At 41.1% G+C, this 12,600-nt stretch carries 18 protein-coding genes; 15 read left to right on the top strand and 3 right to left on the bottom strand.

Annotation, left to right across the window (positions count from 1 at the left end):
• Window positions 1-173 precede the first annotated feature (173 nt).
• The gene (locus JOC74_RS05495) at window positions 174-554 is read right to left on the bottom strand and encodes a rhodanese-like domain-containing protein (protein WP_053603352.1); all 381 of its coding nucleotides are present in this window, start codon (window positions 552-554) and stop codon (window positions 174-176) included.
• 178 nt (window positions 555-732) lie between these two features.
• On the opposite strand from JOC74_RS05495, the gene lipM reads away from it, so the two are divergent.
• The 3 genes from lipM to JOC74_RS05480 all read left to right on the top strand — a co-directional run bounded on the left by lipM (window position 733) and on the right by JOC74_RS05480 (window position 3,184).
• Window positions 733-1,569, top strand: a complete 837-nt coding sequence (lipM, locus tag JOC74_RS05490) for an octanoyltransferase LipM (RefSeq protein ID WP_211086068.1) — start codon at window positions 733-735, stop codon at window positions 1,567-1,569.
• 187 nt (window positions 1,570-1,756) lie between these two features.
• Entirely contained in the window at window positions 1,757-2,185 is a 429-nt protein-coding gene (mntR, locus tag JOC74_RS05485; RefSeq protein ID WP_053603350.1) for a transcriptional regulator MntR, read from the top strand.
• Between the two features lie 123 nt (window positions 2,186-2,308).
• Window positions 2,309-3,184 (top strand): patatin-like phospholipase family protein, encoded by an 876-nt coding sequence (locus JOC74_RS05480; protein WP_211086067.1) that lies wholly within the window; start codon window positions 2,309-2,311, stop codon window positions 3,182-3,184.
• On the opposite strand, the gene JOC74_RS05475 is transcribed toward JOC74_RS05480, so the two are convergent.
• Together JOC74_RS05475 and JOC74_RS05470 are read right to left on the bottom strand one after the other, a co-directional pair.
• Window positions 3,181-3,567, bottom strand: a complete 387-nt coding sequence (locus JOC74_RS05475; protein ID WP_053603348.1) for an SA1362 family protein — start codon at window positions 3,565-3,567, stop codon at window positions 3,181-3,183. The two genes, JOC74_RS05480 and JOC74_RS05475, sit on opposite strands and share 4 nt — an antisense overlap.
• Before the next feature lie 37 nt (window positions 3,568-3,604).
• Window positions 3,605-4,552, bottom strand: coding sequence for a DUF1385 domain-containing protein (locus JOC74_RS05470; protein WP_053603347.1), 948 nt, complete (start codon window positions 4,550-4,552; stop codon window positions 3,605-3,607).
• Window positions 4,553-4,757: 205 nt separating this feature from the next.
• On the opposite strand from JOC74_RS05470, the gene JOC74_RS05465 reads away from it, so the two are divergent.
• From JOC74_RS05465 to spoIIIAG, 12 genes are all read left to right on the top strand, one after another.
• A complete protein-coding gene (locus tag JOC74_RS05465; RefSeq protein WP_053603346.1) occupies window positions 4,758-5,294 on the top strand; it encodes a YqhR family membrane protein in 537 nt (178 codons plus the stop codon).
• Between the two features lie 76 nt (window positions 5,295-5,370).
• Complete coding sequence (gene aroQ, locus JOC74_RS05460; protein ID WP_053603345.1) at window positions 5,371-5,814, top strand: type II 3-dehydroquinate dehydratase; 444 nt, start codon at window positions 5,371-5,373, stop codon at window positions 5,812-5,814.
• Entirely contained in the window at window positions 5,814-6,878 is a 1,065-nt protein-coding gene (locus JOC74_RS05455) for a M24 family metallopeptidase (protein WP_053603344.1), read from the top strand. The genes aroQ and JOC74_RS05455 overlap by 1 nt, the downstream gene beginning before the upstream one ends.
• Before the next feature lie 30 nt (window positions 6,879-6,908).
• Complete coding sequence (gene efp, locus JOC74_RS05450; RefSeq protein ID WP_053603343.1) at window positions 6,909-7,466, top strand: elongation factor P; 558 nt, start codon at window positions 6,909-6,911, stop codon at window positions 7,464-7,466.
• Between the two features lie 142 nt (window positions 7,467-7,608).
• Entirely contained in the window at window positions 7,609-7,893 is a 285-nt protein-coding gene (locus JOC74_RS05445) for a YqhV family protein (protein WP_053603342.1), read from the top strand.
• 69 nt (window positions 7,894-7,962) lie between these two features.
• A complete protein-coding gene (gene spoIIIAA / locus JOC74_RS05440; RefSeq protein WP_053603341.1) occupies window positions 7,963-8,886 on the top strand; it encodes a stage III sporulation protein AA in 924 nt (307 codons plus the stop codon).
• Entirely contained in the window at window positions 8,880-9,395 is a 516-nt protein-coding gene (gene spoIIIAB / locus JOC74_RS05435; RefSeq protein WP_053603340.1) for a stage III sporulation protein SpoIIIAB, read from the top strand. The genes spoIIIAA and spoIIIAB overlap by 7 nt, the downstream gene beginning before the upstream one ends.
• Window positions 9,396-9,419: 24 nt before the next feature.
• Entirely contained in the window at window positions 9,420-9,626 is a 207-nt protein-coding gene (gene spoIIIAC, locus JOC74_RS05430) for a stage III sporulation protein AC (protein ID WP_053603339.1), read from the top strand.
• Between the two features lie 7 nt (window positions 9,627-9,633).
• Window positions 9,634-10,032: a stage III sporulation protein AD gene (spoIIIAD, locus tag JOC74_RS05425; protein WP_082363862.1), complete on the top strand. Its 399-nt coding sequence runs from the start codon at window positions 9,634-9,636 to the stop codon at window positions 10,030-10,032.
• Between the two features lie 20 nt (window positions 10,033-10,052).
• Complete coding sequence (spoIIIAE, locus tag JOC74_RS05420) at window positions 10,053-11,291, top strand: stage III sporulation protein AE (RefSeq protein ID WP_053603337.1); 1,239 nt, start codon at window positions 10,053-10,055, stop codon at window positions 11,289-11,291.
• 12 nt (window positions 11,292-11,303) lie between these two features.
• Window positions 11,304-11,921: a stage III sporulation protein AF gene (spoIIIAF, locus tag JOC74_RS05415; protein WP_053603336.1), complete on the top strand. Its 618-nt coding sequence runs from the start codon at window positions 11,304-11,306 to the stop codon at window positions 11,919-11,921.
• Window positions 11,914-12,597: a stage III sporulation protein AG gene (gene spoIIIAG, locus JOC74_RS05410; protein WP_053603335.1), complete on the top strand. Its 684-nt coding sequence runs from the start codon at window positions 11,914-11,916 to the stop codon at window positions 12,595-12,597. Before spoIIIAF ends, spoIIIAG begins: the two co-directional genes overlap by 8 nt.
• Window positions 12,598-12,600: the final 3 nt, after the last annotated feature.

Genomic DNA, 12,600 nt, shown 5'->3' with positions numbered 1-12,600 from the left:
AGGAGATACATTTTAAGGGAATGCGGATTTGAAACAATTTTATCGGAATAAATGCACCGACCAGTGAGAGAATTGCACCAATCCGAGAGAGAATTGTACAACTAAAGAGAGTAAATGGATGATTTACGGAGAACTACAAAAAAGAGAGTGGGAACAAAGCCACTCACAAAAAATCAACCCTTTTTCTTAATTTTCCCATTCCATTGCTTAAAACCGCCTTTAAGGTTGTATATTTCTCTACAGCCGTTTTTACGTAAGGTTTGAGCTGCACGTCCGCTCCTGACATTGTTTTGACAGTAAATGTAGACGGGCTTGTCAGGTCTGATTTCTGCTTTTCTGTGTTTAAGCTGTGATAATGGAATGTTTCTTGCACCGAGAATATGTCCGCCTTCGTATTCCTTCGGCTCGCGCACGTCGATCAGCTGGGCTTTCCTGTAGCCTGCGCGGAATTCTTCTTCTGTTAGGGTTTTCATGATTCGTTGTTGATAAATATATGTAACGACAGAGTAAATAATAATTGCCGCACAAAGAATGATGAGGATGAGATAATTCATGCTTGTTTCATACTCCTTTTATTACACGCTTTTAGCCTATTATAGAAAATAGATAAGATAGACAACTTCTATTATAGTAAAGCATAAAACAATTGTCACCAGTAAAGGTTGAAATTATTTTAGTTTCGCTCGAGAATTTGATAGACTTAAAGTAGTCTGTTAAAAAGAAGGGGAAACAATGGAAAAAGAAATATGGAGATTTATTGACTCGGGTTTTCAATCACCCGCTTATAATATGGCTCTTGATGAAGCGCTATTAAATTGGAACAGCCAAAAACTGATTCCGCCTACGATTCGCTTTTACGGATGGAATCCGCCAACGCTTTCTGTTGGTTATTTTCAAAACATACATAAGGAAATTAATTTTGATGCTGTGAAAGATCACAATCTTGGTTTTGTCAGAAGGCCAACGGGAGGAAGAGGCGTGCTCCATGACCAAGAGCTCACGTACAGTGTGATTGTCCCAGAGGATCATCCTGAAATGCCAACCACCGTTACTGAAGCATACCGGGTGATTTCCGAAGGGATTCTGCAAGGATTTCGTGAGCTTGGGCTTGATGCTTATTTTGCAATTCCGCGATCTGACAAAGAAAAAGCAGAGCTGAAAAATCCAAGGAGCTCTGTTTGCTTTGACGCTCCTTCATGGTACGAGCTGGTCGTTGAAGGAAGAAAAGTGGCAGGAAGCGCACAAACAAGGCAAAAGGGCGTCATCCTTCAGCATGGATCGATTCTGCTTGATCTTGATGAAGATAAGCTGTTTGATTTGTTTTTGTACCCGAATGAGCGTGTAAAGGAAAGAATGCAAAAAAGCTTTAAAAAGAAAGCAGTCGCCATTAACGAGCTAATCGAAAATCCTGTTACTATCGAAGACGCGAGGAAAGCCTTCAAAACTGGCTTTGAAAAAGGGTTGAATGTGACACTGGAGCCTTATGAACTGAATGAGAAAGAAGAAAAAGAAGTATTAAAAATTGCAGCAGATAAATATTCAACAGATAAATGGAACTACAAAAGATAAGCCCCATTAGGTTTATCACGCAATTAGGTCACCTTGAAAATGAAAGAGGGTGACCTATTGTATGATGATTAATAAAAACCCTCACTGAATGAATGATCACTTTATCGCATTTTCTTGTTTTTTAAGTACCTATAGTGTACACTTGTAATGATTTCTTACCGCAGGCGATGCTTAATGGAGGGGTAATATGCCGACAGTTAGTATGGAAGATTACATAGAACAAATTTATATCTTAATTGAAGAAAAAGGCTATGCGCGGGTTTCAGACATAGCAGAAGCTTTGAAAGTGCATCCCTCCTCTGTTACAAAAATGGTTCAAAAACTAGATAAAGATGAGTATCTTGTATACGAAAAATATCGCGGCCTCGTTCTTACGCCTAAAGGCAATAAAATAGGAAAACGGCTTGTTTATAGACATGAATTGCTAGAACAGTTTTTACGAATCATTGGTGTAGACGAAGAGAAGATCTACCATGATGTTGAAGGAATTGAACATCATCTCAGCTGGAACAGTATCGATCGAATTGGTGATTTGGTCCAATATTTCGAAGAAGACCGTGAGAGAGTTGAACAATTAATAACGGTTCAGAAAAATAACGAGCAAGAAAACCAGTAAGCATGTTCTTAAATGAGCATGCTTTTTATAATTCTTTTAACTTTTTGCCTCTTTTCTTTCTGGTCTATTTTGATCTTAACCTTCCTAAAATGATTGTAGGAGAAGAAAAGGGGAGGGCCATGTATGTATATAGATGGCGTTTTTTCTGGTGGAGGAGCTAAAGGAATTGCGTTAGCAGGCGCATATAAAGTGCTTGAAAACGAAGGGTTTCGCTTCGTTCGAGTGGCGGGGACAAGTGCAGGTTCAATGGTCGCAGCTTTTATTGCTGCGGGCTATACGAGTAAAGAGATGATCGCGCTTCTGAAAGAATTGAATAATGACATCTTATTGGATCAGCCTTTCCCATACTTGCCATTTAAAGCGCTTCGATGGATATCAATCTATTGGCGTCTTGGCTTATATAAAGGGGATACATTTGAAAACTGGTTAAGTGTCAAGCTTAAGAACAAAGGGGTTACTGTATTTTCAGATTTAAGGCCACATTCGTTAAGAGTGATTGCTTCCGATTTAACTAACGGAAAACTAATGGTTTTGCCGGATGACCTGCCGTCATACGGATTAAATCCAGATAGCTTTTCAGTGGCACGGGCTATACGGATGAGCTGCAGCCTTCCTTATTTCTTTGAACCTGTAAAACTGCAGTCGAATCAAGGGCAAAGTATTGTTGTAGATGGCGGGGTTCTGAGCAATTTTCCTATATGGCTTTTTTCTAAGCATAAAAAAAGGCCGGTCATTGGGGTGACTTTAACAGCAAATGAAAAAGAGCGACCAAAAAACTCAATCAAACATGCATTTGAGTTATTCGGTGCTCTTTTTGAAACGATGAGAGATGCCCATGATGCAAGGCATATCGCATCCAGACATGAAAAAAACATTATTTTTATTCCGGCAGATCACGTAATGGCTACCGATTTTTCAATGACAGATGAGAAAAAAGAAGCGCTTATTGAGCTTGGAAAATTGAAAACAGAGAGCTTTTTAAAACAATGGAGCTATTAAAATAAAGCTCTCTTTTTCTTTTTGTTCTTCTTGCCTTCGATCACGGTGAGCTGCGTTTTGCTTTTCTTGCGAATCACAAGCGGTTTTGCATTTGGATTAGGAATGCTTCTTAAGTGAGAGTGACGATTTTTGGCTGATCGTTTCGGTTTTTTATCTTGAAAACGCCTGGCTGATTGCTTAGCAGCTTTCTTATAAGCTGCACCGTCTGTTCCCATTCGGCCAGTCAAGAAATATCGCAACACAAAAAACAGAATACATGCTCCGATTGCTATATAGAAGAGCGACCAGGCAAACTGTCCCGGACTAGTAACCAATGAATAAATAATGCCAATCGCTCCCAAACCAATAATAACCCCGATAATCGGCTGTATAAGTCGATTCATTTTCATCCACCTCCCTAATTAATCAGCACCTTATTTCCTAAATCACAATGTCCTTTTTATACGCATCTGTCTCTTCTTCCATCCGAAGAAGCTCGTTAAAACTCGCGATTGCGACTTCAACCTGATCGTCCGAAGGTTCTTTTGTCGTGAGCAATTGCAGCCAAAGTCCTGGATATCCGAGGAACTTTAATACAGGTACTTCCCGAACCTTATTCGTTAACTGCAAAACTTCAAAAGAGATTCCAAGTACGACCGGAATCAGGGCAATCCTGCTCAGTAAACGAATCCAAAGAGGGTCTGTCGGAACAAGCAGGTAAACGAACATCCCCACGATAACAGTGAAGAGAATAAAGCTGCTGCCGCATCTGTAATGCAGCCTGGATTGCTTTTGCACGTTCTCAACAGTTATCGGGAGGTTTTTCTCGTAACAGTTTATGACTTTATGCTCTGCCCCATGATATTGGAAAACTCGTTTAATGAGCGGTGTCATAGAGACAACATAAATGTAGCCGAGCAAAAGCATCAACTTCAAAAAAGATTCCACCATAACCTGCGAGAAATCTGAAGAAAAAATAGGCTTTGTCAGATGTGCCAAAGCGGCTGGAACTAAAACGAAAATAAATTTGCTGAATAAAAAGGATAGCACTCCTAGTACAGCCAGGCCAAAAATCATTGTAAGCTTTGAGCTTTTTTCTTCTTCATTTATTTTCTGATCCTCATCGGGATGAACTTCATATCTTTCCGATGAAAAATTTAGGTGTTTCGTCCCATTTGCACTCGCTTCGATGATGGCTGCGATTCCTCGAATAAATGGAATTCGCCGTAAAGCGGTAAGTGATGAGCTGGACTTGCGTGGGAGCTTGAAATAATCAATGCTCTGATCCGTTCTGCGCACAGCGGTAACATAGTGATGTCTGCCGCCAAACATAACTCCTTCGATGACTGCTTGACCGCCGTAAGCAGGTTTTTTGTTAGTTTTTGCCATTAGACATCAACCTACCTATTTAGAATATTTATAGTGTTTCTTATGAGTATATTCTACAGGAAATGGTTTGAAACCTCTAGATTGATACCTTATAATTTTTGGTACTTTTTTTAGTGTACCCTGATCAGAAATTTTTACACATCATCCTACAAAAAAATCATGAAAGCTCATGTTTGAGGGCATGCTACTTTTGGAGGTGTTATACATGGATCATGAAGAAAAAAAAGCTGTATCAATAAATCGTGAGAAGGATCAGAGGGGGAAGCCAAACCTCATTCTCGGCCGAGTTGTATTGACAGGTTTTATTGGCGGAGCAGGATTGAGTTTGATTGGTTATCTCTTTTCCCTTTTTCGTTTTTCAGAGATCAGCCCGAATATGCTGCTGCAGCCTTTTATCCTTGGGGATTGGAAAAACAAGCTGATGGGTACCTTCATCAGCATCATTATTATTGGGGTTTTAGGGATTGGTGCCGCACTCCTTTACTATTTATTTTTTCGAAGAATTAAAGGCATGTGGGCGGGATTAATTTACGGTGTAATGCTATGGGCGATCGTGTTTTTTCTCTTTAATCCACTCTTTCCGGAACTCGCTTCAATTAATGAGCTGAAAAGCGAGACGCTCATCTCTTCCTTTTGTTTATATCTTCTCTTCGGTTTATTTGTCGGGTACTCCATTTCGTTTGACTATAACGAGCTCAATTCCGAGAAGCTGAAACGGGCGCTTGGACAATCTTCGGAATAGTGTTCTTACAAAGTTTAGTATGATAAAATGTTCACAGAAGTGGACATTTTATTTTATATATAAGGAGAGAAAAAGGTTGGCTCATTTTTTAGTCATTAATGGACCGAATTTAAATCAGCTCGGAAAAAGGGAACCTGATAAGTATGGGAACCAGACGTTGGACGATTTGGAGCACGGATTGTTTCGATTCGCTGAAGAGAAAAACTTTGAAGTCACCTTTTTTCAATCCAATCATGAAGGGGATATCATTGATTCCCTTCACGAAGCGGAAAAGCATTACGCTGGCGTGGTTTTAAACGCAGGGGCTTTTACTCACTACAGCTATGCAATTCGGGATGCCATTGCAGGGTCCAGTCTTCCTGTTATTGAAGTACATATTACTAATATCCATCAAAGAGAAGAGTTCAGGCATCAGTCAGTATTAGCAGCTGTCTGCAAGGGGCAAATATCGGGATTTGGTTTTGACAGCTACAAGCTCGCATTATCATACTTAACTGAGAACTGGGGGGGAAAAGATTGATGGGAAAAGTAAAGAAGCTAAGAAGTATTTTTAACGATTGGAACATTGATGGTATATTGATTACAAGCGCTGTCAACCTTCGTTATATGACAGGCTTTACAGGTTCATCAGGATTAGCTGTCGTTTCTAAGGACCGGGCTGCCTTTATTACCGATTTCAGGTACATGGATCAAGCGAATGAGCAAATTGACGGGTTTGAAATTATTGAGCATAAGGGCAATCTGACAAAAAAAGCTGTTGAAACGATGAAGGATATGGGGATCAAATCAATCGGTTTCGAACAAGACAAAATGACGTATGGTACATATGCAGCATATTTAAAACAATATCCTGATGCAAATTTTGTTCCTACCTCCCAAACGGTAGAGAAATTGCGCTTGATTAAGACACCTGAAGAGATTAAGATATTAGAGGAAGCTGCCAAGATTGCAGACGAAGCATTCAGCCACATTTTGACCTTTATTAAGCCGGGAATTTCCGAGCTTTCAGTTGCTAATGAGCTTGAATTTTATATGAGAAAGCTTGGAGCATCTGAGTCTTCATTTGACACGATAGTTGCTTCAGGAGCGAGGTCAGCCCTTCCTCACGGAGTAGCCAGTGATAAGATCATTGAACCAGGTGATTTTGTAACATTGGATTATGGTGCTTACTATAAGGGCTATTGTTCAGATATTACAAGAACAGTAAGCGTTGGGAAGCCTTCAGATAAGCTGAAAGAAATTTATCAGGTTGTCTTGGAAGCCCAATTGCATGCCAGGAAGCATATAAAACCGGGCATCTCCGGAAAAGAGGCAGATGCATTAGCAAGGAGTATCATAGCTGAGAAGGGATACGGAGAGTACTTTGGGCATTCTACAGGCCACGGTCTCGGGATGGAGGTCCATGAGAATCCAGCCCTTTCGATAAAGTCAGAATGGGAGCTTGAAAAGGGAATGGTCGTCACAGTTGAACCGGGCATTTATCTTTCCGGTCTCGGCGGGGTCCGTATCGAAGATGATATTGTATTGACGGAAGACGGGAACACGTCCTTAATTCATTCCCCGAAAGAATTAATCATTTTATAAGAGATGTAAAGCGATATAGGAGGATAATTAATGATTTCAGTAAATGATTTTCGCACAGGTTTAACGATAGAGGTTGATGGAGGCATCTGGAGAGTCGTAGATTTCCAGCACGTTAAACCGGGAAAAGGAGCGGCTTTTGTCCGTTCTAAGCTTCGAAACCTCCGCACGGGATCAATCCAGGAAAAAACTTTTCGTGCCGGAGAAAAAGTAGCAAGAGCACAAATCGAAACAAAAACGATGCAATACTTATATGCAAATGCAGACCAGCACGTATTTATGGATACGACGAGCTACGAACAAATCGAGCTTAATGCTACGCAAATTGAATATGAGCTAAAATTTCTGCTGGAAAATATGTCTGTCCAAATCGTGATGTATGAAAGTGAAACTCTTGGAGTTGAGCTGCCGAATACGGTTGAGCTTGAAGTCGTAGAAACGGAACCGGGTATCAAAGGCGATACGGCTTCAGGAGGCACAAAGCCTGCAACAACAGAAACTGGCCTTGTCGTCAACGTTCCATTCTTTGTGAATCAAGGTGATAAGTTGGTTGTGAACACATCTGACGGTTCATACGTTTCAAGAGCATAATTTTAATATCGCTATCCTGCCAAGCCGGCTTAGTGACGTTTTCGTCGCTAAGCCGGCTTTTTTTGACTTTGTTTCTGAAAGAGAAGAAGGAAGACTACTTTTCCGATTACACGCATAGATTATAGTAAAAACGGAGGTAGATATGAAAAAATTATTTCTTGGACAAGTTGATCAGACCGTTCTTTCTATGGCTGTACTGCGAGTGATTTCTTCCGTAATCGAATTAACTGCTGCTCTTTGTATGCTGGTCGTCAATGATGTGCGCAAGGCGGTTGTCATAAACAGTATGCTTGCAATTATCGGGCCTTTGATTTTCATTGTGACAATGAGCATTGGAATCTATCAGCTCTCAGAACAGCTTTCCTATGCAAAGCTGATATTAATAGGAATTGGCGTCCTGTTTATTCTTGCCGGTATTTATAAATAACCTAGTGCCGATTAAGCTTGGCATATTTCGTGTCCGGCATCATATGTTATTAAAATAAGGAGGCATCTAATGAAAGAAATACTAGAGATACTCCCTGAACACATCATAAATGAATTGAACGAATTGCCCGAAGCCAAGTTGAATGCGATCGAGGAAATCAGAATACGGTCAAATCAACCGGTTGAATTGGTTTCTAATGGCGATCCGTACTTTTTAAAATATGTGTCAACGATCAAGGATGCTTCAATGATCATTGGCAGACTCAGCAATTACAGTATGTATACGTTGGAGGAAGAACTGAAAAAAGGATATGTGACACTTCGGGGAGGGCATCGGGTCGGACTAGCAGGAAGAGTCGTCGTAGAAGGAGGACACGTGAAGGGATTGCGGGATATATCTTCTTTCAACATCCGTGTTGCAAGGCAAAAGCTCGGGATTTCCGAACGCTATGTCAATGATTTGTTTGAAAATGGCTGGTTAAATACATTGATCATAGGTCCTCCGCAAACTGGAAAAACCACGCTGCTCAGGGATTTAGCGAGGCTGATCAGCACCGGTAGGAGACAGATTCCTGCTAAAAAGGTCGGCATTGTTGATGAGAGGTCGGAAATTGCAGGGTGTGTCAGCGGGGTTCCCCAGCATACATTCGGAAACAGGCTGGACGTTTTAGATGCCTGTCCGAAAGCGGAAGGGCTGATGATGATGATCCGTTCAATGAGCCCGGACGTCATTATCATAGATGAAATTGGAAGAGTTGAAGATTCGAGAGCTATTCTTGAAGCAATGCACGCCGGTGTGTCTATTATCGTATCGGCCCATGGATTTTCCCTTCAAGATTTAATCAAGAGGCCTTCGTTAAAAATATTATGGGAAAACAGAGTATTTGATCGATTTGTAGAGCTTTCAAGAAAGCGCGGACCCGGTTCGGTTGTTTCAATACTAAATCAGGAAGGTAAGCCGCTGGCCAGCTCACCTGGTGTATGGACATGCTAAAGCTCATAGGAGCAGTGTTTATCGTCTTATCGACCACATGGATGGGATATGAATATTCAAAAACGTACAGTGAAAGGACAAAGCAAATCCGCCAGTTAATGTACGCACTCCAGTCATTGGAAGCAGAAATCATGTACGGCTTCTCTCCATTAAATATAGCTTCTGCCCGAATAGCGACCCAGACACCGGACCCGGTTTCAACTCTTTTTGCCGGATTTTCAGATCGATTGATGAAGGGGGAAGACACGGCAAGCAAGGCATGGGAAGAAAGTCTTGCCTGCATTAAACACAAGACATCCTTAAAACAAAGTGAGATAGAGGTTTTGAAGCAATTTGGCGAAACTTTGGGCCTGCATGATAGAGAATCTCAGCAAAAGCATATTCGGCTGACGCTCACTCATCTTGAAGCCGAAGAAAAAGAAGCAGGCATAGTCCAAGGAAAATATGAAAAAATGGTGCGAAGCTTGGGGTTTCTTACGGGATTGTTGCTAATTTTAATTTTGATGTAAGATGCGGGAGGAGCAAGCATATTTATGGGGATTGATGTAAATATCATTTTTCAAATTGCAGGGGTAGGGATTGTTGTTGCATTCCTTCATACCATACTCGATCAGATGGGAAAAAAAGAATATGCACAGTGGGTCACGCTGCTCGGTTTCATCTATATTCTGTTTATGGTGGCTTCGATTGTGGACGATCTGTTTCGAACGATAAGAGCCGTATTTTTATTCCAGGGCTAAGGGGGTCATCCCTATTGAAATCATCCAAATAGTTGGGCTAGGTCTGATTGCCACCTTTCTTTCGTTGATTGTAAAAGAGCAAAAGCCGACATTTGCCTTTATGATAGTTGTTTTTACCGGATGCGCCATTTTTTTATATCTTGTTGATCAAATTTACGAGCTCATTCGAATGATTGAGAAAATCGCGGTGAATGCAAATGTCAATATGATGTATATGGAAACGATTCTAAAAATTATTGGCATCGCCTATATTGCCGAATTCGGCGCACAGCTGACGAAGGATGCCGGCCAAGGCGCAATCGCATCAAAGATTGAGCTTGGCGGAAAAATATTGATTTTGACAATGGCGATACCAATTTTGACTGTCATCATTGAAACCGTTATCGGGCTCATTCCTGCATTTTAAACCGGGAGTAGGGGACAAGTATGAAGAAATGCTTGATTTTCATTTGTATACTAAGCTCACTCTTTCTGTTTTCGTTCGATCCGATAGTTCATGCAGAACAAGGCTCCGGAAGCAGTGAGTTGGACAAGGATTCCCCCGAAGAAGAGGATACGGCGGCAGAAGAGCCATCAGCCGAAGCGATTGCTAAGAAACAATCAGAATCCTTGGATCTCGATTCCGTTGGGGAGTACTGGAACATGATATTAACAGAGTACGGCGGATTTTTACCCGAAAGCCAAAAAGGGAGCCTGCTCGAATTTGTGAATGGGGATAAGAAATTTTCTCCGGGAGAATGGGGTAAAGCACTGTTTGCTTATTTGTTTCACGAGGTTATTGCAAATGGAAAGTTGCTGGGAACCTTAATCCTCCTAACGATTTTTAGTGTGCTGCTTCAGCTGCTGCAAAATGCTTTTCAGCAAAGTGCTGTCAGCAAAGTCGCTTACGCCATCGTATATATGGTTTTAATTATTTTGGCGTTAAACAGCTTTCACGTCGCTATCACCTATGCAAATCAGGCAATTGAGTCGATGACAGGGTTCATTCTTGCTATTATTCCTCTATTGCTCGCGCTTATGGCTTCTTCAGGAGGAATCGCATCCGCGACATTTTTTCATCCAGTCATTCTGTTTTTAATGAATACGAGCGGGATGTTTATTCAGCATATTATACTTCCTTTGATTTTTCTTTCGGCTATCCTGAGCATTGTCAGTACGATGACCGATCAGTACAAAGTCACTCAGCTCGCTCAGCTGCTTCGAAATATCGCGATTGGATCACTTGCCATTTTCCTCACCGTTTTCTTGGGTGTGATTTCCGTTCAAGGGGCTTCTGCGGCAGTTGCGGATGGCATTACCTTGCGAACAGCAAAGTTTATTACCGGGAATTTTATTCCGGTTTTAGGAAGGATGTTCACTGACGCGACGGACACTGTTGTCAGTGCTTCTGTTTTATTAAAGAATACAGTCGGCATTATTGGTGTTGCCATTCTCGTAGTCATCGCTGCGTTTCCTGCAATAAAAGTCCTTTCCCTCGCTTTGATTTATAAAGTCGCAGCCGCGATATTGCAGCCGCTTGGCGGGGGGCCGGTGATTTCATGCCTGGATATAATCTCAAGAAGTGTGATCTATATTTTTGCGGCGCTCGCCATCGTATCTCTCATGTTTTTCTTATGCATAACGGTCATCATTACTGCGGGAAATTTAACAATGATGGTCAGGTAGGAGGGCTGGAAATTGAGCTTTTTAACAGAGTGGCTAACCAATATCATTGTATTTATTCTGCTTGCAATCGTGATCGATCTGCTTCTTCCAAATTCCGTGATGCAAAAATATGTAAAGATGATTATCAGCCTTTTATTGATCCTTGTCTTGCTGCAGCCGATTTTTTCTATATTTCATGCCGATCCTGAAAAAATATACGATGAATTGACAGCTGGTGGACAAGCTCAATCCGAAAATATAAAAAATCAGCTGAATGATGAAAAAAAAGAAATACAAGCTGCCTCACGTGCATATATTTTAGAACAAATGGCTGTCCAATTAAAGAATGAAGCAAAAAAGCCCCTTATAGAAAGCAATTACACAATTGAAAAGCTAGATATTGAAACAAGCAGCCAATTGAATTCCGCAGAAGATGTTAAACAAATTATCGTTCATTTAACAAAAGAGACAGAAGAAGAAACAATTCCGTCAGTTGCACCAGTCGAAATTGGAGGAAACGAAAACCGCATCAGCCCTTTTCAAAAAAAAGAAGCAGAAGCAATGAAAAATCAACTCGCAGAAACGTGGGAAGTGGATCCTGGGAAGGTAACCGTCATTCTGGAAGGAGGAGAGGTGAAGAAAGATGGATAAGCCGAATTGGAGCGAGCGGATCAAACATCTTTTTTTTCCAAATCGAACTAAAAACGAAGAGAAGGCCAAGCTAACAAAATACCATTATCTCCTGATCGCTTTTATTCTCGGCATTTCCTTTATGCTCATGAATCAAATGTTCTCTTCTCCAGAAGGGTCACAGCAAGAAGCATCCTCAATGCTACCCAGTGCATCATCAGATACTAAGCCTGCGGAAAAAGAAGTATTTAAACCAGACAAGGGAAATGAGACGAATCAAACAATTGAAGACTATGAACAAGAATATGAAAATGAAATGAAAGAGATTTTGGAAACGGTCATTGGCGTAGAAGATGTCTCGATCATGGTCAATGTCGATGCTACCTCATTAAAAGTTTATGAAAAAAACAAAAAAAATCAAACCCAAACAACAGAAGAAACTGATAAAGAAGGCGGAAAAAGAGTCGTGACAGATCAATCAGCGGACGAACAGATTGTCATGATTAAAAAGGGCGATGAAGAAATTCCGGTAGTTGTCCAAACAAAAAAACCTGAAATAAGGGGTGTTCTCGTTGTTGCTCAAGGAGTGGACAACGTTCAAATAAAGAAGACAGTCATTGATGCTGTCACTCGGGTGCTGGATGTTCCCAGCCACAGAGTGCAGGTGGCACCGAAAAAAATGAAGGAGGATTCATAAATG

The organism is Bacillus capparidis, assembly GCF_017832095.1.
GTDB lineage: Bacteria > Bacillota > Bacilli > Bacillales > Bacillaceae > Bacillus > Bacillus gobiensis.
Note: the sequence above shows the minus strand (reverse complement) of the source record. Positions and strands in the feature narration are given on the sequence as shown.